Origin of the sequence: Arthrobacter sp. M2012083 (assembly GCF_000281065.1) — a bacterium.
In the GTDB taxonomy this organism is placed as follows: domain Bacteria; phylum Actinomycetota; class Actinomycetes; order Actinomycetales; family Micrococcaceae; genus Arthrobacter.
Map to the genome: position 1 here is coordinate 210,447 of NZ_AKKK01000025.1, position 25,203 is coordinate 235,649.

26 protein-coding genes are annotated in these 25,203 nt (G+C 62.1%); 12 read left to right on the plus strand and 14 right to left on the minus strand.

The features are described from left to right. Positions 1 to 9: 9 nt before the first annotated feature. The 4 genes from A477_RS0113080 to A477_RS0113095 are packed head-to-tail and all read left to right on the plus strand — an operon-like array spanning position 10 to position 2,902. A complete protein-coding gene (locus tag A477_RS0113080) occupies positions 10 to 777 on the plus strand; it encodes a CoA transferase subunit A (protein ID WP_017199434.1) in 768 nt (255 codons plus the stop codon). Continuing rightward, positions 774 to 1,526, plus strand: coding sequence for a CoA transferase subunit B (locus tag A477_RS0113085; protein WP_017199435.1), 753 nt, complete (start codon positions 774 to 776; stop codon positions 1,524 to 1,526). Before A477_RS0113080 ends, A477_RS0113085 begins: the two co-directional genes overlap by 4 nt. Beyond that, positions 1,523 to 2,008 carry a MaoC family dehydratase gene (locus A477_RS0113090; RefSeq protein ID WP_017199436.1) on the plus strand — a complete coding sequence of 162 codons (486 nt, stop codon included), beginning with the start codon at positions 1,523 to 1,525 and terminating at the stop codon, positions 2,006 to 2,008. The genes A477_RS0113085 and A477_RS0113090 overlap by 4 nt, the downstream gene beginning before the upstream one ends. 45 nt (positions 2,009 to 2,053) lie before the next feature. After that, a complete protein-coding gene (locus tag A477_RS0113095; protein WP_017199437.1) occupies positions 2,054 to 2,902 on the plus strand; it encodes an HpcH/HpaI aldolase/citrate lyase family protein in 849 nt (282 codons plus the stop codon). A gap of 65 nt (positions 2,903 to 2,967) precedes the next feature. On the opposite strand, the gene A477_RS0113100 is transcribed toward A477_RS0113095, so the two are convergent. Genes A477_RS0113100 through A477_RS0113130 form a run of 8 tightly spaced genes read right to left on the minus strand, consistent with a single transcriptional unit; the run spans position 2,968 to position 10,244 of the window. Then, positions 2,968 to 4,107 carry a Gfo/Idh/MocA family protein gene (locus tag A477_RS0113100; RefSeq protein ID WP_017199438.1) on the minus strand — a complete coding sequence of 380 codons (1,140 nt, stop codon included), beginning with the start codon at positions 4,105 to 4,107 and terminating at the stop codon, positions 2,968 to 2,970. Then, entirely contained in the window at positions 4,092 to 4,793 is a 702-nt protein-coding gene (locus A477_RS0113105; protein ID WP_026005595.1) for a ThuA domain-containing protein, read from the minus strand. The genes A477_RS0113100 and A477_RS0113105 overlap by 16 nt, the downstream gene beginning before the upstream one ends. Before the next feature lie 46 nt (positions 4,794 to 4,839). Next, entirely contained in the window at positions 4,840 to 5,844 is a 1,005-nt protein-coding gene (locus A477_RS0113110; RefSeq protein ID WP_026005596.1) for a sugar phosphate isomerase/epimerase family protein, read from the minus strand. A gap of 11 nt (positions 5,845 to 5,855) precedes the next feature. Further along, a complete protein-coding gene (locus tag A477_RS0113115; protein WP_017199441.1) occupies positions 5,856 to 7,076 on the minus strand; it encodes a Gfo/Idh/MocA family protein in 1,221 nt (406 codons plus the stop codon). Between the two features lie 12 nt (positions 7,077 to 7,088). Further along, positions 7,089 to 7,859: a carbohydrate ABC transporter permease gene (locus tag A477_RS22315; RefSeq protein ID WP_237715798.1), complete on the minus strand. Its 771-nt coding sequence runs from the start codon at positions 7,857 to 7,859 to the stop codon at positions 7,089 to 7,091. Further along, positions 7,860 to 7,991, minus strand: a complete 132-nt coding sequence (locus tag A477_RS23865; protein ID WP_286130200.1) for a hypothetical protein — start codon at positions 7,989 to 7,991, stop codon at positions 7,860 to 7,862. It abuts the gene before it with no gap. A 1-nt stretch (position 7,992) separates the two neighbouring features. Then, positions 7,993 to 8,922 (minus strand): carbohydrate ABC transporter permease, encoded by a 930-nt coding sequence (locus A477_RS0113125; protein WP_017199442.1) that lies wholly within the window; start codon positions 8,920 to 8,922, stop codon positions 7,993 to 7,995. After that, positions 8,919 to 10,244: an extracellular solute-binding protein gene (locus tag A477_RS0113130; RefSeq protein WP_017199443.1), complete on the minus strand. Its 1,326-nt coding sequence runs from the start codon at positions 10,242 to 10,244 to the stop codon at positions 8,919 to 8,921. The genes A477_RS0113125 and A477_RS0113130 overlap by 4 nt, the downstream gene beginning before the upstream one ends. A 249-nt stretch (positions 10,245 to 10,493) precedes the next feature. On the opposite strand from A477_RS0113130, the gene A477_RS0113135 reads away from it, so the two are divergent. Beyond that, positions 10,494 to 11,525, plus strand: a complete 1,032-nt coding sequence (locus A477_RS0113135) for a LacI family DNA-binding transcriptional regulator (protein WP_017199444.1) — start codon at positions 10,494 to 10,496, stop codon at positions 11,523 to 11,525. Positions 11,526 to 11,554: 29 nt separating this feature from the next. On the opposite strand, the gene A477_RS0113140 is transcribed toward A477_RS0113135, so the two are convergent. After that, entirely contained in the window at positions 11,555 to 13,012 is a 1,458-nt protein-coding gene (locus tag A477_RS0113140) for a lipase maturation factor family protein (protein ID WP_017199445.1), read from the minus strand. 104 nt (positions 13,013 to 13,116) lie between these two features. Here A477_RS0113140 and dxr point away from each other — a divergent pair, with 104 nt between their 5' ends. Genes dxr through A477_RS0113165 form a run of 5 tightly spaced genes read left to right on the plus strand, consistent with a single transcriptional unit; the run spans position 13,117 to position 18,037 of the window. Beyond that, the gene (gene dxr, locus A477_RS0113145; protein WP_017199446.1) at positions 13,117 to 14,301 is read left to right on the plus strand and encodes a 1-deoxy-D-xylulose-5-phosphate reductoisomerase; all 1,185 of its coding nucleotides are present in this window, start codon (positions 13,117 to 13,119) and stop codon (positions 14,299 to 14,301) included. Positions 14,302 to 14,333: 32 nt separating this feature from the next. After that, positions 14,334 to 15,665: a M50 family metallopeptidase gene (locus A477_RS0113150; RefSeq protein ID WP_017199447.1), complete on the plus strand. Its 1,332-nt coding sequence runs from the start codon at positions 14,334 to 14,336 to the stop codon at positions 15,663 to 15,665. Between the two features lie 22 nt (positions 15,666 to 15,687). Further along, the gene (locus A477_RS0113155; protein ID WP_017199448.1) at positions 15,688 to 15,981 is read left to right on the plus strand and encodes a YciI family protein; all 294 of its coding nucleotides are present in this window, start codon (positions 15,688 to 15,690) and stop codon (positions 15,979 to 15,981) included. Between the two features lie 48 nt (positions 15,982 to 16,029). Then, positions 16,030 to 17,196, plus strand: coding sequence for a flavodoxin-dependent (E)-4-hydroxy-3-methylbut-2-enyl-diphosphate synthase (ispG, locus tag A477_RS0113160; RefSeq protein ID WP_011774258.1), 1,167 nt, complete (start codon positions 16,030 to 16,032; stop codon positions 17,194 to 17,196). Beyond that, entirely contained in the window at positions 17,159 to 18,037 is an 879-nt protein-coding gene (locus A477_RS0113165; protein ID WP_026005598.1) for a GNAT family N-acetyltransferase, read from the plus strand. The genes ispG and A477_RS0113165 overlap by 38 nt, the downstream gene beginning before the upstream one ends. A 13-nt stretch (positions 18,038 to 18,050) precedes the next feature. Here the strand turns inward: A477_RS0113165 and A477_RS0113170 are convergent, their stop codons facing one another. From A477_RS0113170 to A477_RS0113180, 3 genes are read right to left on the minus strand one after another with little or no spacing between them, the layout of a single operon-like run. Continuing rightward, on the minus strand, positions 18,051 to 18,662 hold the full coding sequence (locus A477_RS0113170) for a TetR/AcrR family transcriptional regulator (protein ID WP_017199450.1): 612 nt from the start codon (positions 18,660 to 18,662) through the stop codon (positions 18,051 to 18,053). Beyond that, positions 18,659 to 19,402 carry an ABC transporter permease gene (locus A477_RS0113175; protein ID WP_044568824.1) on the minus strand — a complete coding sequence of 248 codons (744 nt, stop codon included), beginning with the start codon at positions 19,400 to 19,402 and terminating at the stop codon, positions 18,659 to 18,661. Before A477_RS0113175 ends, A477_RS0113170 begins: the two co-directional genes overlap by 4 nt. Before the next feature lie 8 nt (positions 19,403 to 19,410). Then, positions 19,411 to 20,181, minus strand: a complete 771-nt coding sequence (locus tag A477_RS0113180) for an ABC transporter ATP-binding protein (RefSeq protein WP_017199452.1) — start codon at positions 20,179 to 20,181, stop codon at positions 19,411 to 19,413. Positions 20,182 to 20,681: 500 nt separating this feature from the next. On the opposite strand from A477_RS0113180, the gene A477_RS0113190 reads away from it, so the two are divergent. Together A477_RS0113190 and A477_RS0113195 are read left to right on the plus strand one after the other, a co-directional pair. Beyond that, positions 20,682 to 22,493, plus strand: coding sequence for a proline--tRNA ligase (locus A477_RS0113190; protein WP_017199454.1), 1,812 nt, complete (start codon positions 20,682 to 20,684; stop codon positions 22,491 to 22,493). Then, positions 22,490 to 23,287, plus strand: coding sequence for a sulfite exporter TauE/SafE family protein (locus A477_RS0113195; protein WP_017199455.1), 798 nt, complete (start codon positions 22,490 to 22,492; stop codon positions 23,285 to 23,287). The genes A477_RS0113190 and A477_RS0113195 overlap by 4 nt, the downstream gene beginning before the upstream one ends. 28 nt (positions 23,288 to 23,315) lie before the next feature. On the opposite strand, the gene A477_RS0113200 is transcribed toward A477_RS0113195, so the two are convergent. Together A477_RS0113200 and A477_RS0113205 are read right to left on the minus strand one after the other, a co-directional pair. After that, the gene (locus A477_RS0113200) at positions 23,316 to 24,323 is read right to left on the minus strand and encodes an aminoglycoside phosphotransferase family protein (RefSeq protein ID WP_044568825.1); all 1,008 of its coding nucleotides are present in this window, start codon (positions 24,321 to 24,323) and stop codon (positions 23,316 to 23,318) included. 49 nt (positions 24,324 to 24,372) lie between these two features. Continuing rightward, on the minus strand, positions 24,373 to 25,101 hold the full coding sequence (locus A477_RS0113205; RefSeq protein ID WP_017199457.1) for a VIT1/CCC1 transporter family protein: 729 nt from the start codon (positions 25,099 to 25,101) through the stop codon (positions 24,373 to 24,375). Positions 25,102 to 25,203 lie beyond the last annotated feature (102 nt).

The following is a 25,203-nucleotide window of genomic DNA, read 5'->3' on the forward strand; positions in this document are numbered from 1 at the left end:
GGATCAAGGATGATTGACAAGGTTGTTGCCAGTGCCGCGGAAGCGGTGAAGGACATTCCGGACGGTGCCTCGCTGGCGGTGGGAGGTTTCGGCTTATGCGGCATCCCCGTTTCCCTCATCGATGCCCTTCACCAGCAAGGCACTACGAATCTTGAGACGGTCAGCAACAACTGCGGCGTGGACGACTGGGGCCTTGGCATTCTCCTGAAGGATGGCCGAATCCGGCGGACCATCAGCTCCTACGTGGGCGAGAACAAGGAATTTGCCCGGCAGTATCTGGCGGGGGAGCTGGAAGTAGTCCTCACCCCGCAGGGCACCCTGGCTGAGAAGCTGCGCGCCGGTGGTGCCGGCATCCCGGCCTTCTACACCAAAGCCGGTGTGGGAACCCAGGTGTCCGAGGGCGGACTTCCGCAAAAGTACGACGCCGACGGAAACGTTGCGCTGGCCTCCTTACCGAAGGAAGTGCGCACCTTCAACGACGCGGACTACGTGCTGGAAGAGTCCCTGACACCGGACTTCGGCCTTGTCCACGCCTGGAAGGGAGACCGGCACGGCAACCTGGTTTTCCACGCGACAGCGATGAACTTCAACCCCCTCTGTGCCATGGCGGCCAGGACCACCATTGCCGAAGTGGAGGAGTTGGTGGAACCCGGCGAGCTTGATCCGGAGCACATCCACACTCCGGGGATCTTCGTCCAAAGGGTAGTGGTGGCAACCTCGAACGAGAAGCGGATAGAAAAGCGTACGGTAGCGCTGAGGGCAGGAGCGGATCGATGACCGACAATACCTACCACGACATCCCGCCCCGCCCGGAAGCCGTCCGGCACGAGTACCGTCGCGCCGACGTCGAACATCACGAGGCCAAAGGCTGGACGCGCAACGAACTGGCCGCCCGCGTTGCCAGGGAGCTCACCAACGGGCAATACGTAAACCTGGGAATCGGGATGCCCACGCTGATCCCCAACTACATTCCCGATGGCGTGGAGGTCATTCTTCACTCCGAGAACGGGATCCTTGGCGTTGGGCCCTACCCCACCGAGGACAAGGTTGATCCCGACCTCATCAACGCGGGCAAGGAAACCGTCACCACGAATGCGGGGGCTGCATTCTTCGATTCGGCGTCGTCCTTCGGCATGATCCGCGGCGGTCACGTGGACGTAGCCGTCCTGGGTGCCATGGAGGTGGCCGCGAACGGTGACCTGGCCAATTGGATGATTCCCGGCAAGATGGTCAAGGGTATGGGCGGTGCCATGGATCTCGTGTTCGGTGCCAAGAAGGTCATAGTCATGATGGAACATGTAGACCGCAGCGGCCGGCCGAAAATCGTCCAGGACTGCACGCTCCCGCTCACAGGGAAAGGCTGCGTGGACCGGATCATCACGGATTTGGCGGTCATCGACGTCGTCAAGGACGAAGGTGACCCGCGCCTGGTCCTCCGTGAGTTGGCCCCCAACGTCACCCTTGAGGATGTCCTGGCCGCTACTGGTGCCGAGCTGTTCGAGGAAGACCAGGAGCTCACCGTATGACCAGGGTGGTTGAGCAACGCGGGTTGTACTTCGATGAACTTGAAGAGGGCGTGATTTACGCCCACAAACCCGGCCGCACTGTCACCGAGGCTGACAACGTCATTTTCACCACCATGACCATGAACACGCAGGCGCTGCATTTGGACGCGGCCTGGAGCTCCGGGCAGCCGTTCGGGCAGCGCCTGATGAACTCCATGTTCACACTGTCCACCATGGTGGGGCAGTCCGTGACCCAGTTGACGCAGGGGACCATCATTGCGCAGTTGGGTTTGACGGATGTCACCTTTCCTCACCCGCTTTATCACGGCGATACCCTGTATACGGAAACGGTGATCACGGGAAAACGGCTGTCGTCGTCCCGCCCGGGTCAAGGCGTGGTGACCATGCAGCACACGGGCCGCAACCAGGAAGGGGCAGTGGTGGCCTTGGCTACCCGGACCTGCCTGATGTGGACCAAGGAAGCGCACGCCGCGCAGTCCTGAACCACCATTTCCAAACTCTGTAGGACACCAGCAGCAAGGACCTCCATGCTTTCTTCCAACGCGACTCCGTTCACCATGGGTCCTGCCCTCTTGTTCTGCCCTGCAGACCGGCCGGAGCGTTTCGGCAAGGCCGCCGATCGATCCGATGCCGTCATCCTGGACTTGGAGGATGCCGTAGCTCCTGCGGACAAGCCGGGGGCCCGCGACGCGATTCTTGAGCAGGCCGGTTCCGGTGGCCTGGAGCCAAGCCGCACCATTGTTCGGATCAATCCCGTGGGGACGCCCGAGTTCGACCTCGACCTTGAGGCTTTGGCAAGAACGCCTTACAGCACGGTGATGCTGGCAAAGGCGGAGAGTGCGGAGCAACTCAGGTCTTTGGAGGGCTATCAGGTCATCGCACTCTGCGAAACTGCGGCGGGTATCGTCAACGCCTCAGCTATCGCCGCAGAACCGAACGTCGTGGGGCTGATGTGGGGCGCCGAAGATTTGTTGGCGTCACTGGGTGGCCTCTCCAGCAGGAACGACGACGGCGGATACCGGGCCGTCGCCCTGCACTCCCGGTCCTCGGTACTGCTCGCCGCCAAAGCCGCGGGCAAGGAAGCCATCGACTCGGTGTATGTGAACATCCCGGATCTCGAAGGCCTGTTGGCTGAGTCGCGCGACGCCATTTCCAGTGGATTCGGCGCGAAGGCCTGCATCCATCCGAATCAGGTAGCAGTAGTCCGTGAGGCTTACGCGCCCACTCCCGAAGCCATAGCCCAAGCCACCGAGCTCCTGGAAGCGGCAGCATCTGCGGGCACGGGAGTGTTCCAGTTCAAGGGCAAGATGATCGACGGACCCATTCTCAAGCACGCCGAAGCGACACTTCGCCGCGCCGGACACCCCGTGAAATGACAGTTAACACCCATGTTCGGCGGAAACATAGGTGTTAACTGTCATCCCGGCGGGTGTGCTGAGCGCTAGGCGCGCACCGGCGTCGACAGTTCCGTCAGTTCAACCACGGCGGGTCGGGAGGCGGTGCTCTTGATGGCGACCGACTGTCCGCTCTTGGCCGATTCCAGCACCGATTCCATGACTTCCAAGGCATGGAAAGCCAGTTGGCCGCCGGCGCGGGGTTCCTGGCCGGCCGGGGTCGCTGCGAGGTCGGCAATTCCAAAGCCGCGCCCTGAGTCCACGTAGCCGGCCGAGACGGGGAGCGTCTCCCAATCCTCGGCACCAAGCGCGAACAACTGCACATCGCCGTCGAAATAATTGGGGTCCGGGACCATCAGCGAACCCGTTTCCCCGTGGACCTCGATGTTGGGGCTCTTGGTCTTTACGGCGTCGAAGCTCATGAACAGGGTGGACAAAGCACCCGAGGCGTGTACCAAAACTCCGGTGACGTGCGAGTCGATATCCACCGGAACTTTTTGGCCTTGCCTGGGGCCGGAACCGATGGTGCGCTCGCTGCGGGTATGGCTGGCAGCGCCCACCACTGAAACCACGGGTCCTAGCAGCGTGACAAGCGCCGAGACGTAGTAGGGACCCATATCCAGCAAGGGGCCACCCCCTGGCTGGTAGTAGAAATCAGGGTTCGGATGCCAACGTTCGTGCCCAGGCGTCGCCATGGTGGCCGTAGCGGAAACAGGTGAGCCGATCAGTCCGTCATCAATGGCCTTACGGGCTGTCTGGATGCCCGTTCCCAGCACTGTGTCAGGTGCGCAGCCCACAGTGAGTCCGGCCGCGGCAGCCGCATCCAGTACCTGCTGCGCCTCTGCCGTGGTGGCCGCCAGCGGCTTTTCGCCGTAGACGGACTTGCCGGCTGCGATGGCCCTGAGCGCGATCTCCGCGTGGGCGGCAGGGATGGTCAGGTTCAGCACGAGGTCCACGTCGTCCGCGGCCAGGAGGTCGTCCACGGTAAGTGCCCGGACTCCGTCGTACGAGTCCGCGACGGCCTGAGCCCGCGCCGGATCCAGATCCGCGACTGCCACAAGATTAATGGAATCCAGCCGACGGAAGTTGGCCAAGTACTGGGCGATAATGGCTCCACAGCCGATAACTCCCACGTTCAGCGGTGTATCGGCGTTCAGCGGCTTGGCCTCTTTTATCGGGATGCCCACAACATGCCCCTTTCGATGATGGTGCGGACGTTGCTGTCCTGGAGGATTTCCACGCGGTGGCCCGGGGTGCAGACAAAGATCTTTCCTTTGCCCCACTGACGGGTCCAGATGGCGGGAGAGGTGACTTCGCGGTTCCATGGGTCCCACTCGCGGACTTTCTGGGTGGTGGTAGCCAGGACGTCGATGTAGTCGTCTGACAGGACCCAGTACTGTTCGGTGACGAGGTCGAAGTCGCCGATTCCCTGAGTGATGGGGTGGTTGGATGCTGCGGGCAGCATGTTGACGGTGTACGGAACGTAGTTGTCTGACTGCTCGCCGATCTGCTCGTCAGCATGCTTGCCGGGGTGGCAGGCAAACTGGCCGCCGATCAGATGCAGGTAGTCCGAGTTGTTGCGGTATGAATCAGCGATCCCGCCATGCCAGCCCGCCAGTCCGGTGCCGTTTTCGACCGCAGCGCGGAGGCCCTCAAATTCATCCTTCTCGATGGTGGTCATGGTCATGCATTGGACGATCAGGTCCACGGTGGCCATATATTCGGGGTCGGCGTAGATTTTGGGGGATTCCTCCACGCGGACGTCGTAGCCATTGTCCTTCAGGTAGGGGATGAACAGCTCTGTGGCCTCCACCGGCTGGTGTCCGTCCCAGCCGCCGCGAACCACCAGCGCTGTCTTGTTGTTGCTCGTCATGGTTTCCTTCGTTTGGGGCGTGTTTGAGTGCGTAAAGGTGTTGGGATCAGCGCGTTGCAAAGGCAGAGTCAAAAGCGGCGGCCGGTGGGCGTATGGCGGCCAGTTCCCGGACCATGCGCAGCGCTTGCGGAGCTCCTATGAGTCGGTCCATGCCGGCGTCCTCCCACTCGATGCTGGTTGGTCCTTCGTAGCCAATGGCGTTGAGGGTGCGGAAGATTGGCTCCCAGTTCACGTCCCCGTGGCCGGCTGTGACGAAGTCCCACCCCCGGCGTGGATCAGCCCATGGGAGATGCGAACCCAGCCGGCCGTTCCGTCCGTTGAGTTGCCTGACGGACTCCTTTACATGGACATGGAAGATCTTGTCCGCAAAGTCCTGGAGGAACATCACCGGGTCCAGGTCCTGCCAGATGAAATGGGACGGATCGAAATTGAGGCCAAAGTTCTCCCGATGTCCTACCGCGTCCAATGTTCGTTTGGCCGTCCAGTAGTCGTAGGCGATTTCAGAGGGATGGACTTCCAACGCGAATCGGACGCCCACTTCGTCAAAGACATCCAGGATGGGATTCCACCGGTCGGCAAAGTCCTGGTAACCACGCTCGATCATGGCATCCGAGGCGGGTGGGAACATGGCCACGCACTTCCAAATGGACGAGCCTGTGAATCCTGTGACCGTCTTTACTCCCAGCCTCGCGGCAGCTCGTGCCGTGGTCTTCATGGCCTCCGCAGCCCGCTGGCGAACGCCCTCCGGCTCACCATCGCCCCAGACTGAGGGGCTGAGGATGTCCCGATGGCGTTCGTCAATAGGGTCGTCGCAGACCGCCTGACCGGTGAGGTGGTTGGCGATTGCATGGACGGTCAGCTTGTGCTTTTCCAGGATGTCCAGCTTGCCCTGCAGGTAGTTGTCGTCTGCCACAATGCGTTCGGGATCGAGGTGATCGCCCCAGCAGGCGATCTCCAATCCGTCGAAGCCCCACTCTCCAGCCAGCCGTGCCACTTCCTCGAACGGAAGGTCGGCCCACTGACCAGTAAACAGGGTGATGGGTCGGTTCATGGTGTTGCCTTTCACAGGTTCTGCCAGCGGCTTGCGTTGCCTGCGCTCGTCTCGACGGCGGCCAGCACCTTTTGCACCTGTAAGGCGTCAGCGAACGACGGCGAGGGCTGCTCGCCTGCGCTGATGGCAGTCACGAGGTCCACCACCTGATGCGTGAAGCCGTGCTCATAGCCGAGTCCATGCCCTGTGGGCCACCAGTTGGCGGTGTAGGGGTGGGACGGTTCGGTAACCATGATTTTTCGGAAGCCTGCGTCGGGTTCCAACGCGGCATCGTAGAACTGCAGGGAGTTCATATCCTCGAAGTCGAAGGAAAGTGACCCCTTGGTGCCGTTGAGTTCCAGGCGCATGGCGTTCTTGCGGCCCAAGGCAAAACGGGTGGCTTCGAAGATGCCGATGGGACCGGAAGTGCCGCTGCCGCGTGGGCCGGCGTCAGCGCCGTCGTCGTGCTTGCGCTCGAAACGGGCGGTGAACAGGGCAGCGTCGTCCACGGTCACCGGACCGCGAGGTCCGCCCGCGCCACCATGACCGCCAAGGCCCACAAAGTCGCCGCCTACCGGGCGCTCCTTCACAAAAGTCTCCAACAGCGCCGAGACTCCGGTGATGTTGAGTCCGGTGATCCATTGCGCGGCGTCGATGCTGTGCGCACCGATGTCACCCAGGGATCCGGACCCGGACTTGGCCTTGTCCAGTCGCCAGGTCAGCGGCGCATCGGCGTCGCTGAGCCAGTCCTGAAGGTACTGGGCGCGAACGTGGCGGATCTCGCCCAAGCGACCGTCGTCCACCATTCGCTTGGCCAGCGCCAGGGCAGGCGTGCGTCGGTAACTGAAGCCGCACATTGAGAACACCCCGCGTTCGGCCGCTGCCTGGGCCACCAGCGTCATCTTTTCGGCTTCCTCCACTGAGTTGGCCAAAGGCTTTTCGCAGAGGACATGCTTGCCGGCTTCGAGCGCTGCAATAGCTATCTCTGCGTGGGTATTGCCGGGAGTGCAGATGTCGATGAGGTCGATGTCATCGCGCTCTATGAGGCGGCGCCAATCTGTCTCGGTGGAGGCCCAGCCGTATTTGCTGGCCGCTGCCCGTACACCTTCCGTGTTCCGGCCCGCCACCGCGGTCAGTTCCGGAGCGAGTGGGAGGTCAAAGAAGCGGGGCGCGGTCCTCCACGCATGGGAGTGGGCGGCGCCCATGAAGGCATAGCCCACCATGCCGACTCGCAAGGGTTGAGGGTTTGTCATGGGAAATCCTTTCTACTTGCTGAAGCCTGCGGTCAGGCCGCTGACCAACTGTCGGCGTCCCAGGACGTAGATCACCAGGATGGGCAGGGTGCTCAGGACGACGGAAGCCAGGACGGCGGGGATGTTGACGCTGAATTCGCCTTGGAAGGTCCACAAACCCAGGGGGAGGACACGCAGTTCCGGGCTCTGGGTGAGGACCAGTGGAAGGAGGAACCCGTTCCAGACGTGCAGGCCGTTGTAGATGGCCACGGTCACTATCGCGGGCCGCGTCAGGGGGAGTGCCAAGCGCCACATGGTCTGCCAGTCGCTGCAGCCATCCAGCCGCATGGACTCGAACAGCTCGTTGGGAACGTCCCTGATGAAGTTTGACAGGATAAGGACTGTCAAAGGTATGGCAAACGCAATGGACGGAAGCATGATGGCCAGGAGGCTGTCGTACAGGTTCAACCGGATGATCATCAGGTAAATGGGAATGATGGTTGCTTGGAGCGGAATCGCCAGGCCCATAAGGAAGATACCGTTTACGAACTTCAAGTACCTGCCGCGCCCACGGACGATCGCGAAGGCGGCCATAAAGGACATCAGAACGGTGGGGATGACCGAGCCCAAGGTGACCATCACGCTGTTCATGAAGTAGGTCGAAAAGTTGGCCTCAAGAACAAGCTGGTAGTTTTCCAGCGTCGGTGAAGCGGGCAGGGCCATCGGATTCTGCCCGAAGTAGCCCTCGGAGGTCTTCAAGCTGGTGATGACGATGTAGTAGATCGGAATAATGATGATGGCCAGTCAGATCCAGCCGCCCAGACCGCCGGGGATATTCAGCCGTTTGAGGCGTGTGCCCGGGCTCAACTTGGCCTTTACCGGGGAGTTCGGGGAAGGGGACCCGGTGACCGGAACGCCTTTCAGGAGTGTGCTCACCTTACATACCTTCCAATTGGCTGCCTTGTTTGTCCTTGCCTCCGAGGCGTTGGAGGAACAAAGCAAGCGCAAGTCCGATGACGACGAGGATGACCGCGATGACGCTGGCCGGTCCCATGAGGTTGGCCCGGAAGCCTCGAAGGTACATATCCAGCGCCAGGATGCGCGTGGAGTTGCCCGGGCCGCCGCCAGTGAGAACGAAGATGAGGTCAAAGTAGGTCAACGACCCCACCACCATGAGTGTTGACGAAGTGATGATGGTGTATTTCAGCTGAGGGAGGGTGATGTGGAAGAACTGCTTGATGGTCCCTGCACCATCAATCTGGGCCGCTTCGTAGAGGGACTTGGGGATTTGCCGGACGCCACCTTGGTAAATAAGGGTATGAAAAGGCACGAACTGCCATGCGATCACAAAGATGATCAAGCCAAGGGCCAATTGTGGGACTCCCAACCAGTCCTGGGCCAGAAACGGGAGTCCCAGCCCCATGGCTAAACCGAAGTTGGGGTCCAACAGCGCTTTGTAGGCGATGGCAACTGCCGCCGAGGAAAGCAGCAGCGGCAAGAAGTACAGGACTGCCAAAGCCGCCCTATAGCGTTGGGTGCCTGCCGTGAACACGCCCAGCAGCAGGCTGATGGGCGTCTGGACGAGCCAGGAGACAATCATGATCAGGAAGGTCAGGCCAAGGGAGTTGTAGAGATCGGGATCTGCCAGAACCGAGGTCCAATTTTCCATCCCTGCCGCGCCGATGGCGCCAATGCCGTCCCATTTGGCGAAGCTGAGGATCAATACCCCTATCAGGGGTATGACGGCGAAGACAGCGAAGAATAACAGTGCGGGTAGCGTCAGCCAGGCCAAGGCGGACTTTGGCTGCGACGTCAGCTCGTTTTTTGGGAGACCGCTGGCAGCCCTGTGTGTGGTGGCGGCGCTCATTTGCCCAGGGTGGCATTCATGTTCTCGGCGAACTGTTGCGGGGTGATCGACTTGAGGAAGAGCTGGTCGATGTTGTTCAGCAATGCCTCGGCAGCGGTCGGGCTGAGGGCCTGGTCCCAGGACTGCTGGAAGTTGGGGGCGTTCTTGCCGAGATCGTAGACGAAGTTCAGGAAGTCTTTGTCCTCGGATGACGCGAGCTTGTCTTCAATGCCATTGACGATCGGAACGGATCCGGAGTTGATGTATGCGTCGATGACGGTATCAGTCATGATCCCGTCCTTGAAGAACTTCTTCGCCGTTTCCTTTTCCTCGTCAGTGGCTTTGGCCGAGATGGACATGTACTGGGCGGGGTTGCCGACGCCGTTCTTTGGATCGCCCTTGCCGCCCGGGAGGGTTGGGAAGTTGGCAAAGCCGAGTTTCCCGTCCTGGACGAAATTCTGTCCGTCCTTTTTCATGGAGCCGTAGGTCCAGGAACCGTGGAGCATCATGGCCGCTTTGCCGGTGAACAGCAGGGCCTGATCAGCCTTTGAATCAGCCGTGATGGAGGAGAAGCCCTTGATGAAACCGTCCGCGGAGACAAGTTCCTGGACCTTGGTGCCGGTTTCGATCACGGCCGGATCCATCCAGGCTTGAGGTTTGCCTTCGAAAATGGCCTTAAACACCTCGGGGCCTCCGATGCGGTCCAGGAGATACTGCAGCCACATCATGGAAGTCCAACGCGACTGTCCGCCCAGGGAGAAGGGAGCTACGCCCATATCGTTGAAAGTCTTCACCAACGACATGACGTCGTCCCAGGTCTTTGGCGGCTGAGCACCGGCTTTCTCAAACAGTTCTTTGTTGTAGAACAGGACGATCGGAGCAACGTACTGGTTGGGGAGGGCGTAGATCTTGCCGTTGACCGTGGCCGCTCCGAAGGACGCCGGGAAGAACTTGTTCTTGAGCTCCGGGTTGGCCTCGAACCAGCTGGTCAAGTCCTCTACCTGTTCGGCTTCGGCGTAGGTCTTCAGGGTTCCGCCACCCCAGCCGTAGACGATGGTGGGGGCTTGGCCGGCGCCGATGGCTGTCTTGATCTTCGTCTTGAACGCGTCGTTCTGGAAGTACGTCACGGCGATCTTGTTGTCCGGATTGGCCGATACGAAAGCATCGACGGCTTTCTGGATTGTGGTCTGGTTCGGTTCTCCTGAAAGGAACCACATGCTGGCTCCTCCACCCGTCGTGCCTCCGGGCCCGGAGGTCCCACAGGCACTGGTTGCCATGACTGCAAAGGGCGTCACGGCCGCGAGAGCCAGAAAGGAACGCCGGGATGATTGGAACTGCTTCATTGCTTCTCCAGGGGTAGTCGCACTGCTGAGCAAGCTTCGGTGCTCACTTCCGAAAAGTGCCTATCTCCGAAAAATATCGAAATATTTCGCGGCCATGATTTAGGTCACGGTCCAAACTAAAGGGTTCCCATCGGGCCGTCAAGACGATTTCCCGTAAAAATTTCTGCTCATTTATCAGGAGGAAGTTGAGATTCGTGCGAATGCGAGTCATACTCGGTGGCATCGAAATATTTCGAAAATAGGAGCATTGTGGAACGAGATCTCCGGCCGAGCAAGCTAACCTTGGCAGCCGTGGCCGCCGAAGTGGGTGTCTCGGCGCCCACAGTGTCCAAGGTTGTCAACGGCCGCGAGGACGTGGCTGAAGCTACTCGTGCACGGGTCATGGCAGCTCTTCATCGCACTGGTTACAAATCGCCGCTCCAGCGCAAGAGTGCCCCGGTGCACCGGGCGGTTGAAGTTGTCTTCGACTCCTTGAATTCGGCCTACGGCGTGGAAATCCTCAACGGCTTGATGGACCAGGCTGCGGTGTCGGACATGGAAGTGATCCTTTCGATCACCAGGCGGCAGGCTGCTTCTCCGCTGGGCCCCGAGGCGCGGGCCCAGCGTATGGTCGACGAAGGCCGTGCCGGCATGATCGTGGTGACTTCGGCATTCGGCACCGCCCAGCTGGAGGCCTTCAACCGCAGGCAGATTCCCATCGTGGTCATTGATCCGCTTAATCCACCGCCTGCCGACGTCTTCAGTGTGGGCGCGAGCAACTGGGCTGGAGGTAAGGCTGCCGCATCACACCTGCTGGAGCTGGGACACCGAAAAATCGCCTACATTGGCGGCCCGTCCGCGGCGGAGTGCAGCCAGGCCCGGCTGCACGGCTACATGGCTGCACTGATGGCCGCGGGAATAACCGTGGACGACGAGTACGTTTCCGCCGGCCCCTTCAAACCGGAAAACGGAGTCCGCGGTATGAAGGCACTGCTGGCCTTGGAAAATCCGCCTACTGCCATATTTGCTGCCAGCGACAGCATCGCTCTGGGAGTCCTTGCCGAGGCACGGCGGCAAAACGTGCGGATTCCTGAAGACATGAGCTTGGTGGGCTTTGACGGAACACCCCAGGCGGAGGAGTCAGTGCCTCCGTTGACGTCCGTGTCGCAGCCACTGCAGGAGATGGGGCGCTCCGCCCTGAGTTTTATCCTGCGCCAGATGCGTGGTGAAGATATCGATTCCCGCAGGGTTGAACTGGCCACCCACCTGGTGGTTCGTGAGTCCACGGCCCCGCCGCGATAGCCTCACGGACGTCAGGCCGGCGTCGAACGCTAGGGCCGCCGCCGTCGAGGACTCAGCGAGAGTGGTGGGATCGCGTCATGGAGCAGCACCCGAACCCAACGTTGGCCCGTCTCACGGAACTCAGCGCGGCTGGCGAAACGGTAGAGGTAACTGCGCGCCCGTACCCAACGGGGGCGTTCGCCGTCGAACGGGTCATGGCGCAGCAGTCCGAGCGTGGGTTTGTCGGCCTCCAGCAGTCTCTGCAGGAACATATGGAACCAGTCCTCATGGACGGTTCGCAGCGGCAGGAACCACATCAGCCAATCCAAGCGCAGGTGGTACGGCGCCCATTGCCGGGGGAGTCGCCGAACATCGCCGGGCTTGCCCTTGAAGCCGTACTCAAGCCAGTGCTCGTCCGGTGCGTCGGGTTCCTCGGCCAGGGTGCCCTCCACCACGATCTCGATCCGTTGCTTGGTCACCGTTCCAAAAGCTCCATAGGCGTTCACCAAGCGCCACCGGTTAAAACTGGCGTTCATTAGCTGATGGCTGGAGAACAGGTTGAGGAGCGGCGGGTAGCTGAACACCAGCAACAGAACGGTGACAAGCACGACGACGGCGAGCCACCACGCGGGGGTATTGGCGCCCTGGTGCCACTCCAGCGGGATAAACGGAAACACCGCATGGGCCACGGGATCGCTGACGGCAGCGAAAGCCAGGATGATCGCCACCCAGTTCAGCCAGGCAAAGTTCCCGGTACCCACCAACCACAGCTGCGTCGCGATGATGATGCCAGCGGCAATACTTGCCAGCGGTTGTGGCGCGAACAGGAAGAACGGAACCACCAACTGCGCGAAATGGTTACCCACCACTTCCACCTTGTGCAGCGGACGCGGCAAAAGGTGCGCCTGCCTGCTGAGCGGGCCAGGCATCGGCTGCGTTTCATGGTGATAGAACATCGCCGTCATGTCGCGCCACTCGCGGCCGCCCCGGATCTTGATCATTCCGGCACCAAATTCAAGCCGGAACACGAGCCACAGAATGAGAATGAGGATGGTCGTGGGCGGCGGAGTCTGGTCCGAGCCAAGGAATGCCACGGTGAATCCGGCCTCCAGGAGAAGGATCTCCCAGCCGAACCCATAGAACGTTTGGCCGACGTTAACGATCGACATGTAGAGGAACCAGAGGGCAAGGAAAGCCAGCATGGGCAGCCACGGAGGGCCCATTTGGGGGAGGCCGGCCACCAGCAGAATCGACACGCCCATCCCCGTCCAGCACACGGCCTTCAGCAGCGCGTCGGAGTAGTGCCACTGGAACAGCGTGGGCCTTGCCAGCTTGCGGGCCATGTCCAGGAAAGTCGGTACAGGCAGCAGGCCGCGCTCGCCGAGGAGTGCCGGGAACTGGTTCAACGTCGAGAGGAACGCAACTGCGTAGAGCACGGCTGTGCCGCGCTGCAGCACTTGCCGGGCGAACTCGTAGTCCCGCGCATCAAACCAGGACAGCCATTCCACGATTCCACGGTACGCGGGGGAACGCGGCGGTCAAGCACTGCCGCTTTTTCCACGTACGCCCCATTCCGTTCGCACCCCCCGGTGGCGACTGGGATACTTAAGCAATGCAGCCGCGCAAGATCGTCATCCTCGGGTCCACCGGTTCCATCGGCACACAGGCCATTGACGTTGTCGATGCCGCCCCTCATCGGTTTGAGGTGGTGGCACTCAGCGCCGGAGGAGGAAACCTTGAACTCATTGCGCAGCAGGCCGTCCACACCAGGGCTCGAGCCGTGGGCATTGCGCAGGGAGACCCAGCAGTCCTGCGCCAATTGATCGACTCCGCGGCAGCCGTGGCCGGCGTGAGCAACTTCGCGCCGGAAATCTTTGTTGGGCCGGACGCCTCCACACAGATTGCAGCGATTGAGTGTGACGTCGTCCTCAACGGCATCACCGGTTCGATCGGCTTAGCGCCCACCCTGGCAGCGCTCGGCACCGGGGCCACCCTGGCACTTGCCAACAAGGAATCGCTGATTGTCGGCGGTGCCCTGGTCAAAGCCGCTGCCGGCCCAGGCCAGATTGTGCCCGTCGACTCCGAGCACTCAGCCATCGCCCAATGCCTCCGTTCGGGCACCGACCAGGAGGTCGAAAAGCTGATCCTGACGGCATCCGGGGGACCGTTCCGCGGCCGCACCCGGGAACAGCTCCACGACGTCACGCCGCAGGAGGCGCTCGCCCACCCCACGTGGGACATGGGCCTCATGGTCACCACAAACTCGGCCAGCCTGGTCAACAAGGGCCTTGAAGTGATTGAGGCCCACCTGCTGTTCGACGTTCCCTTGGACAGGATCGATGTTGTGGTTCACCCTCAGTCGGTGGTCCACTCCATGGTCCAGTTCGTGGACGGCTCCATCATTGCCCAGGCTTCGCCGCCGGACATGCGGCTGCCGATTGCCCTCGGGCTGGGCTGGCCGGACAGGGTTCCCAGGGCTGCCCAGGCCTGCGACTGGACCCAGGCGACCAGCTGGACGTTCGAACCCCTGGACAGGGTGGCCTTCCCTGCAGTGGACCTCGCCAAAGACGCAGCCAAGCAGGGCAGCACGTTCCCGGCGGTCTTCAACGCCGCCAATGAAGAAGCCGTAGAGGCCTTCCACGCTGGCCGCCTCCGCTTCACGGACATTGTGGATACCGTGGAATCCGTCCTCAGCGAACATTCAGGCTCTTCTGAGCTAACAGTGGAGTCCGTGCTGGATGCTGAGAAGTGGGCACGCGCCCGTACCCTTGATCGTTTAGCCAGCAGCGCCCTGTAGCTCACAACCCTTATGGAAGCAGTCCCACCGGTATGAGTCCCGTCCTTCTCTTCATTCTCGGAGTCGTCTTCGTCGCGATCGGCGTAGCTGTTTCCATTGCGCTTCACGAGGTGGGCCACCTGGTTCCAGCCAAGCTGTTCAAAGTGCGCGTCACCAAGTACATGATTGGTTTTGGACCCACCCTGTGGTCCAAGAAGAAGGGCGAGACCGAGTACGGCTTTAAGGCTCTTCCGTTGGGCGGCTACGTCTCCATGATCGGCATGTACCCGCCGAACAAGGAAGACGGCGCTGTCCGCCCCTCCAGCACAGGGATGTTCCAGACACTCGCCACTGAGGCGCGCTCCATGGCGCATGAGGAAGTGGGACCTGGAGACGAAAACCGCGTCTTCTACAAGCTACCCGTCTGGAAGAAGATCATCGTCATGCTCGGCGGCCCTGCCATGAACATGCTGATCGGGTTGATACTGCTGGCGGTCCTGCTCATGGGCTTCGGCATGGCAACAGCAACTACCACCATCGCGGACGTTTCCAAGTGCCAGGTTGCCGCAGGGGAGACCGTGGACCCCGACTCCGCCGATTGCAAACTGACTCCCGCCGCGGCGGCGGGCCTCCAGCCTCAGGACACCATTACTTCCTTCGACGGAAAGGCCGTCACCAGCTGGGACGAACTCACCAGCTGGATCCGTGCGTCCGCCGGAAGGGACGTGCCCATCACTGTGGAACGGAACGGAGCAACGGTGGAAACTACCGTGACGCCCGTACTCTCCTCACGGCCCGTGGTCGGGGCCGACGGCCGGCCTGAGCAGGACGCCAACGGGGTGCTGAAATACCAGGAAGTCGGATTCCTGGGGATCGGGGCCCGCAGTGAATTGGTTCCCCAACCGGCGTCGGCCGTTCTGCCCATGGCCGGAGAGAACATCAAGCAGATATCCGGTGTGATCTTCAACCTGCCGGCCAGAGTGGTTGGAGTGGCGAAAGCGGCCTTCAGCGAAGAGCCCCGCGACCCGAACGGACCCATCAGCGTTGTGGGTGTGGGCCGGGTAGCGGGTGAAGTCGCGGCCATGGAACAGGTGCCCATGCAAGCCCGCATCGGCACCCTGATCGGGTTGCTCGCCGGACTCAACTTCGCCCTGGCGATCTTCAACCTCATTCCCCTTCTGCCCCTCGACGGCGGCCATGTAGCCGGTGCGCTCTACGAAGGGGCCCGACGCCGGGTGGCCAAGCTACTGGGTAAACCGGACCCGGGAGCGTTCGACATCGCCAAGCTGCTGCCAGCCACCTACGTGGTTGCGGCGCTGCTGATGGCCATGGGCGCCCTCCTGATCTACGCGGACATCGTCAAGCCCGTGAACATTTTCGGCTGAGTAGGCGGGATAGGCTAGCTCCATGACTGTTTTCGCTGTTGAGTATGTATACGTCGCCGATTCCGGCGCCCTCCGCGACGAAGCCCGCCCCGCACACCGTGCCTGGCTCGGCGATCTGGCCGAGGAAGGCAAGCTGCTGGCCAGCGGCCCCTACGGTGACGGGGCCGGCGCTCTGCTGATTTTCAAGTCCGCGGACGAAGCCGAACTCAATGACCTCCTCAAGCAGGATCCGTTTGCCGAAGCCGGAGTTATCGCCGGCATCCGCACCACGGAATGGGCGCCCATCATCGGCGTCCTGGCTCCCCACGCGTCCTAGTCCGGACGTTCTCCACCACAACGATCCACCCCAACCCAAGGAGTCCACGTGACCTCGGTCAGCCTGGGAATGCCAGCAGCCCCACCCCCCGTCCTTGCCCCGCGCCGTAAGACGCGACAGATCAAGGTAGGGTCGGTTGGCGTCGGTTCTGACTCGCCCATCAGCGTGCAGTCCATGACCACCACGCCCACCACGGATATCAACGCCACGCTGCAGCAGATTGCGGAGCTGACGGCGTCCGGCTGCGACATCGTGCGTGTTGCCTGCCCGTCTGCCGACGATGCCGAGGCTCTGCCGATCATCGCCCGCAAGTCCCAGATCCCCGTGATCGCGGATATCCACTTCCAGCCGAAGTACGTATTTGCCGCAATTGAAGCCGGATGCGCGGCAGTTCGCGTCAACCCGGGAAATATCCGCAAGTTCGATGACCAAGTCAAGGAAATTGCCGCAGCCGCGCGTGACCATGGAACGTCCATCCGGATCGGTGTGAACGCAGGCTCCCTTGAACCCGGCATCATGAAGAAGTACGGCAAGGCAACCCCGGAGGCACTTGTTGAGTCCGCCGTCTGGGAAGCCTCGCTGTTCGAAGAGCACGGTTTCCACGATTTCAAAATCTCCGTTAAGCACAACGATCCCGTGATCATGGTGGCCGCGTACGAGATGCTGGCCGAGAAGGGCGACTGGCCCTTGCACCTCGGCGTGACCGAGGCCGGGCCGGCATTCCAGGGCACTATCAAGTCGGCAACAGCTTTCGGTGCACTCCTGTCCCGCGGCATTGGCGACACCATCCGTGTTTCCCTCTCGGCTCCGCCCGTGGAAGAAATCAAGGTGGGCAACCAGATCCTGCAATCCCTGAACCTTCGCCCGCGCAAGCTTGAAATCGTCTCGTGCCCGTCCTGTGGCCGCGCGCAGGTGGACGTGTACACGTTGGCGGAGCAGGTAACGGCCGGTTTGGAAGGCATGGAGATCCCGTTGCGCGTTGCCGTCATGGGTTGCGTCGTCAACGGACCCGGTGAGGCCCGTGAAGCGGACCTCGGCGTGGCCTCCGGAAACGGCAAGGGCCAGATTTTCGTGAAGGGCGAAGTCATCAAGACTGTGCCTGAGAGCGAAATTGTTGAGACACTGATCGAAGAAGCCATGCGCATCGCCGAAGAGATGGGGGAGGCCGATGGCGAAGATGCTGTCAAGGGTAGCCCCGTGGTTAGCGTCTCGTAACGAGAACGGCTTGGGAGTCAGGGTGCTCGGCAGTGCCGACACCCTGGCTCTTCGCGCCCTGGCCCGGGAAGACGTGGTAGCTAACGTCTTCATCCTCGCCCACCTGGAAAGCACCGGAACAGCGGCGCCCACCAGCGGCGGTGCCAGTATTTTCGGAGTCTTCGACGGCGACACGCTCCTTGGCGCGTGTTGGGCGGGAGCCAACCTGGTCCCTGTGCAGCTCGATCCCGGCCTGGCGGGATATGTGGCTACCGCGGCACACGAAACAGGCCGCCGCTACGCGTCAATTTTTGGTCCGGCGGAAACTGTCCTGGCCCTCTATACGCGATTCGAGCAATTGGGTCACGGTGCCCACGAAGTTCGCTCCCAGCAACCGCTACTCACCATTTCCAGTCCACCTGTCATTGGCGCCAACCCTGCGCTGACATTCGGCACCATGGCGGATTTCGATCGCATCCTGCCCGCCTGCGCAGCCATGTTCGAAGAAGAAGTTGGCTACTCGCCTTTCCTCGGAGGGCAGGAGTTCTACAGCAGGCGCGTCGCTGGCCTTATTCGCGAGGGCCATTCCTTGGTCCACATCGATGCCGATGGCACTGTGGTCTTCAAGGCCGAGTTGGGGGCAGTCACGCGGGAGGTCACCCAGGTTCAAGGCGTATGGATGAACCCCGAATTGCGGGGCCGCGGCCAAAGCGGTGGCTACATGGCCGCCGTCGTGAATCTCTCGCGGACCTTCGCCCCGGTGACGAGCCTTTACGTAAATGACTACAACGCCAAAGCCCGCGCCACATATGAACGGGTTGGCTTCGAACAAGTGGGCACCTTCGCGACGGTGCTGTTCTAGCCACAACTGCAAGCTACTTGGACGTGTCCAGGTCTCCTGTGAGGTAGCGCTGGATATTTGGTGCAACGAAGCGGACCACGTCTTCCTGATCCGCCGAGGCAAGGGGCTCAAGCCTGATCACGTAGCGGACCAGCATCAGCCCTACCACTTGGGTGGCCACAAGATTTCCGCGCACGCGCACTTCCTCGGGTGAACCTGGCAGCCCTGCCATGATCCTGGACAGGATGGTGCGGGTGACCATTTCGCGCATGAGTGCCGTCTTGGCCTTGGAGCCGATGGTTCCCCGGACGAAGGCCACCAGGCCGTGCTGAGCTGGGCTTTCCCATAGCCGCAGTACGGCCCGGACAATCGCTTCAGCCCTTACGTCCGGGTCCAGGGTATCGACGCCGGCAAGTACTTCTGCCGGATCAGCGGGCAACTCCACGCTGGCGGCAAAAAGCTCGTCCTTGCCCCCGAAAAAGTGGTGCACCATAGCCGGATCCACCGATGACTCGCGGGCTACTTGCCGCAGGCTTGTCCCTTCGAATCCCTGCTCAGCGAACAGTTTCCGTGCAGCTGCGAGGATGGCTTCGCGCGAATGATCGCCTGCGCTGCGACGGCCCCGACGTGCCTGCGGGAGGCTCATCGGGTCTGCCGCCGAAGGGTCAGTGATGCCAGGACCAGGACTCCTACAACGATCCCGCCCATGATCAGGGCGTCCTGCCACATCGCTGATGTGGCTTCGGCATTCCCGGCGATCTCCTGCAGCGCGTCCACGGAGAACGTGAGCGGCAAAGCACCGGAGATTGCTCCCAGGGCCTCGTTCATATCGTCACGGGCCACGAACAGGCCGCACAACAGGATTTGCGGCACCACCACCACGGGCATGAACTGCACGGCCTGGAACTCGGTGCGGGCGAACGCTGAACACAAGAGCCCCAATGCGACGCCCAAGACGGCGTTGATCACGGCGATCATCACCACGAAGCCGGGACTTCCTTTGATGTCGAGGTCGAAAATCCAGTAGGCCACGGCTGTTGCCACCAAGGATTGCAGGGCGGCCATGATGGAGAAGGCCAGGGCGTAGCCAAACAGCAGGTCTGCCTTGTGGATCGGGGTGGTCAGAAGGCGTTCGAGAGTCCCGGAGGTGCGTTCCCGAAGCATGGTGATGGACGTGACCAGGAACATCACCACGAAGGGGAAGATCGCCAACATCATCAGGCCCACGCGGTCGAAGGTGCGGGGGAACCCGGGTGGGAGTGTTTCGTTCTCGAAGAGGAAATAGACCGCGGTCAGGAGTAGTGCCGGAACCACGAGGATCAGTGCGACGCTCCTACGGTCGTGCCTCAGTTGTCCCAGGACCCGGGTGGTGGTGGCAAGGGTCATGCGGAGATTCATGGCGTCACCTGGCTCTCTTCCTGGCCCCGATGAGCGCCCTTGATGGCCTGCTCAGCGGCTTTGATGATGGTCAGGAACGCCCGCTCCAGATCGTCGCTCCCGCCGCGTTCGGCCAGCTCTGCAGGAGTCAGTTGCGCCAGGAGCAGGCCATCGCGCAGCAGCAGGAGTGAGGAACAGTGGGAAGCTTCCTCCATGACGTGGCTGGACACCAGCAGGGTGGTTCCGCCGGCAGCCATGGCGCCGAATCGCTCCCACAACTCGGCGCGAAGTACGGGATCCAGCCCCACAGTAGGCTCGTCCAAAATCAGGAGCTGCGGATGGGCCACCAAAGCACATGCAAGGGACACCCGGCTGAATTGCCCGCCGGACAGGTCCGCCGCCTTCTGGCGGGCAAACTCCTGAAGCCCGACGGCGGCGATTGCTTCGGCTGCATCGGCCGCCGTTGCGCCGTGCATGGCTCCGAAGTACCGAACGTTCGCTTCAACGCTGAGGTCTCCATAAACGCTCGCGCCTTGGGTGACGTAACCGACGTCGTGCCTGAGCGGTGCGCTGCCTGCCGGTCGGCCGAGGACGTTAACGGTGCCCCGAGTGATTCGCTGGACGCCGACGATTGCCCTCATGAGCGTCGTTTTGCCGCTTCCGGAAGGGCCCAAAAGCCCGGTGATGCGACCGGCGCCAACCGTGAAGTCCAGGCCTCGAAGGATCTTGGTGCGTGAACGGGAGACATGAAGTCCCGTCGCCTCGATGGCCGATGGGGCGGGTGTCATGCGGGCCTCCGATGGCTCAATTAATTCACCAACTGATGAATTAAAGCTAGATCCAGCGAAGATGCAGGTCAAGGGCCCGACAGCGAAGGCAGTCCTTGAAAATGTGTCCGCTATCACATAGGTTCTTCCCAAGCCGTGTCGTTGGGGTACGGGTGGTACAGGGGGAATCATGAACAAGTCCTTGAAGGGCGCCAGTGGCGGCCGTACCATCCGTGTGTTCGGCAGTGACCAATGCTTCCCAGCCGCAGCCGATCCCGTTCCGCTGGAGGGAACGGCGATCTAGTCCCAGGACAGAGTCTGCGGCCGGCCGGCCGCTGAGCCACGCCATCGCAGGATGACCAGCCGGTTGCGGCCAGGGGCTTCCAAACGCGACGGCGTGGCTCTTCTGTGTTCAGGCTGTTCGAACGCGATGCGGCCCCGTTCAAGCGGCCCTGCCGTCAGCCGGTAGATTAGTAGGCAGTTGTTTTTGCCACATCTGCCATAGAAACGGATACGTACCCGTGGTCCTTCGCCTTTCCCAGCTGTTCCTGCGCACCCTGCGTGAAGATCCCGTCGACGCCGAGGTCGCAAGCCACAAGCTCCTGGTTCGCGCCGGCTACATCCGCCGCGCTGCACCCGGTATCTACACGTGGCTGCCGCTGGGGCTGAGCGTCCTGCGGAAGGTGGAGGAGATTGTCCGCCAGGAAATGTCCGCCATCGGAGCCCAGGAAGTCCACTTCCCGGCACTGCTTCCACGTGAGCCTTATGAAGCCACCAACCGTTGGACCGAATACGGCGAAGGCCTCTTCCGCCTCCAGGACCGCAAGGGTGCGGACTACCTCCTTGCTCCCACGCACGAGGAGATGTTCACGCTCTTGGTCAAGGACCTGTACTCCTCGTACAAGGACCTGCCGCTGAGCCTCTACCAGATCCAGAACAAGTACCGCGATGAAGCGCGTCCGCGGGCAGGACTCCTCCGTGGCCGCGAGTTCATCATGAAGGACTCCTACTCCTTCGACATTGACGACGCCGGCTTGGACGCAAGCTACGCCGCCCACCGGGGTGCTTACCTGAAGATCTTTGCGCGCCTGGGCCTGGAGGTCATTCCCGTTGCCGCCACCGCTGGTGCCATGGGTGGCTCCAAGAGCGAGGAATTCCTGTTCCCCACCGAGATTGGCGAGGACACGTTCGTGCGCTCGGCCGGCGGCTACTACGCCAATGTTGAAGCCGTGACCACCGTGGTGCCGGACGATATCGATTACACCAACGCTCCGGCCGCCGAGGTCCTGGACACCCCGAACACTCCCACCATCGATACTTTGGTGGACGCCGCCAATCAACTCGCTCCCCGAAGCGAGGCCGACGGCGGCCCCTGGACTGCCGCTGACACGCTCAAGAATGTTGTCCTCGCCGTCACGCTGCCCACCGGTGACCGTCAGATCGTGGTTATCGGCGTTCCCGGCGACCGCGGCGTGGACCTCAAGCGCGTGGAAGCCAACATCGGATCCCACCTGCCCGTCGCCGGCGAAATCGGCCTCGAGGCTGCCAACGAAGAGGACCTCAAGAAGCTGCCGTGGCTGGTCAAGGGCTACATCGGACCGGGCCTGTCCCTCGACGAGCCCGTCCTCGGCCTCGAAGGGTCCTCCAAGGTGCTCTTCCTTGTGGATCCCCGGGTTGTCTCCGGCACCAGCTGGGTGACCGGTGCCAATGCCGAGGGCAAGCACGTCTTCGGATTGGTCGCCGGTCGCGACTTCACATGGGACGGCGTCATCGAAAGCACTGACGTGCGTGCCGGCGATCCCGCCCCGGACGGCTCCGGACCACTTGAGACCGCTCGTGGCATCGAAATGGGCCACATTTTCCAGCTCGGTCGTAAGTACGCCGAGGCTCTGGACCTGAAGGTCCTGGATCAAAACGGCAAGCAGCAGGTTGTCACCATGGGCTCCTACGGCGTTGGCGTGACGCGTGCTGTCGCAGCGCTGGCCGAAGCAAACCATGACGACCGCGGCCTCGTGTGGCCGCGCTCCGTGGCTCCGGCAGATGTGCACGTCGTGGCAGTCGGCCGCGGCGACGAGATTTTCGAAGCAGCTGAAAGGCTCTCGGCTGAGCTTGAAGCTGCCGGCCTGGACGTCATTTTCGACGACCGCCCGAAGGTATCTCCCGGCGTGAAGTTCGGCGATGCCGAACTCGTGGGTGTGCCCACCATCCTGGCCGTTGGCCGCGGCCTGGTGGACGGTGTCGTAGAAATCAAGGACCGCCGCAGCGGCGAAGCCGAGAACATTTCGGTGGACAAAGCCGTGGATTACGTGGTCAACGCTGTACGAACCCGGTGATTTCCGGCTTCGAATCGATCCAGCTCACCACACTCATCCTGATTGTGGTGGCCGGATTCGCAGCAGGCTGGGTTGACGCCGTAGTTGGGGGCGGGGGACTGATTCAGCTCCCCGCCCTGCTGCTGGTCCCGGGCATCACGCCCGTCCAGGCCTTGGCCACGAACAAGATGGGCTCCATCTTTGGGACCACCACAAGCGCGGTCACCTACTATCGCCGCGTCGGCCCGGATCTCAAGACCGCGATTCCCATGGCGGTCATCGCACTTGCCGGGAGCTTCGGTGGGGCCATCCTTGCCGCGTCTCTTCCGGCCAGCGTCTTCAAACCGATCATTGTTGTGGCGCTGATCGCCGTCGCTGTTTTCACTGCCGTGCGTCCCAGCGCCGGTGAACTGACCGCGCTCCGCCACGATGGCCATAAGCATTACGTGGTGGCCTGCCTCATCGGTGGCGTCATCGGCTTTTATGACGGTCTGATCGGCCCCGGTACTGGCTCGTTCCTGGTGATTGCCCTCGTTTCGGCGATGGGCTATGCCTTCCTCGAGGCCAGCGCAAAAGCAAAAATCGTTAACATGGCAACCAATGCCGGAGCGTTGATTTTCTTCCTCCCGCACGGCTCGTTGCTCTGGGGCGTGGGACTACTCCTGGGCCTGGCTAACATGGCGGGCGGCTATCTTGGGGCCAGAACCGCCGTGGCGAGGGGAAGTAAGTTTGTACGCCTCGTTTTCCTGGTGGTGGTGGCTGCGCTGATCATTAAACTTGGCACGGACGTCTGGAATGAGAACTTCGCAGCGTAGGACAGCTGCGGCCAGGAGTGCCCTGGTGTCAGGCCGCTTCGCCGGGCTCGGGGAGGTCGTGGGGCGATGGCAGGTTGTCCAGTGTGCTGCCGGCGAGGGTGCTGGCGACCCAGAGGGAGCGCGCAAGGTCACCGCCGTGTCCGGGCTTTGCGGCGTACCACAATGCGTTCTGCACCTCGCGGGCGATGCTCCATTGGCGGGCAACCTCAGGGTCCAATCCAGCGGCGTGGCTGAAGTCCTGGCACCGCTCCAGCAACCCGGCCTCCGCATCGGTCCGCGGAAGGTCGTGGATGCGGTTCCACAGGATGGGGGCGACGGCGAACTCCGCCTCGCCAATCTGTGGTTGGGGATCTATGGCCAGAAAGTCTCCGCGGAGGGACAGTTCTTCGGCAGATGTGGTGGCAAGGATATTCATGAAGTGAAGGTCGGTATGCACCAGGACATCCCTGCCGGAACGGCGTCCCACGGCCCCGCGCGTTTGGCACACCTCCAGTGCCGCCTCCAGCAGCCACCTGGGGAAGGGGCGGTCCAAGTGTTCCCACTCTGCGGGGAGTTCATCGCTCCACCGCTCGGCTGTTGCAGCAACATGGTCGAAAGCGCGCCACTCGAGTCGGTCATCGGGCTGGATCGAGAGCTCGCGCATGATGGTGCCCCACACGTCCCTGGCTTCATCCAGTGGGGCGTCCTGGAGCCAGCGGGAGGCATCGAGGCGTTCGAGCAACATCGAGCAACTTGCGTCGTCGGACGCAAGCAGGCGAACCGCGCCGCGGCCATTCCAGAGCGCCAGCGCGTGGCGCTCCACCAGAGCTTCTTCGTGGGGGAAAGCGATCTTCAGTGCTGCGGGTGCGCCGCTCCGAAGGACAGGTACCACCAGGGCTCCGTGACCGTTCCAAGGCTGAGCGCCAGGCGCCAGGTCCACCGATAGCTGCCAGCGATCCAACGCGGTTGAGATAAGCCCCGGGAGGCTGGCCAGCCAATCCCTGCCCGCGGAGTCGCGGTTGTACCGGGAGTGGAGGTCGCCCGGAATGGGAATCATCGCGTGAAGGGTCACGCCAACAGCCTAACTCCGAGTCAACGCGAGCTTCCTAGAAAACGCCGCTGGCTCCCAACAGGGTTCCTATCGAGAACGTGGCGGCCAGCGCTAAAGCTCCTCCGAGGACCACCCGGGCCGCTGCGCGGAAACGGGCAGCGCCGCCGATCCAAGCACCAACGGCGCCGGTGATCGCCAAGGCCAACAGGACTGCAATGAACGTCAGGGGCACCCGCAGCTCCGGTGGAGGCAACAGAATGGCCAGCATGGGAAGCGCCGCTCCCAAGGTGAATGCAACGGCAGAAGCCAGGGCTGCGTTCCAAGGACTGACGATGTCGTCTTCATGGATGTTCAGCTCGGCCGAGAGGTGGGCGGCCAACGCGTCGTGCTCGGTCAGTTCCTGCGCGACGGCCCGGGCTGTCTTGGTGCTGAGCCCTTTGGCCTCGTAGATCGCTGCCAGCTCTTCGAGTTCATCCTCCGGTTGCTCCGCCAGTTCGCGTTTTTCTTTTTCGATCAACGCTTTTTGGGTGTCGCTTTGGCTGCTGACTGAGACGTATTCACCCAGAGCCATGGAGATGGCGCCACCCACCAGGCCTGCGGTGCCTGCGGCGAGGATGCTGCCTGTGCTGGTGGTGGCTCCTGCCACACCCACCACAATCGCTGCGACGGACACGATCCCATCATTGGCGCCGAGGACTCCGGCCCGCAACCAGTTCAAGCGGTGGGCCAGATCGTCCCGGTGTGGTTCATTCCCGTGCGTGGTGGCAGTTTCTGTGGAGGCCATGCATCAAGCCAAGCACTGGCAGCCCGCCGTGACCAGCATGGCTAGGCTCGCCTATCCGCCGTCGGAGGTGGATGCGGGGGTAGTGGTGGGGGGGGGGGGGGG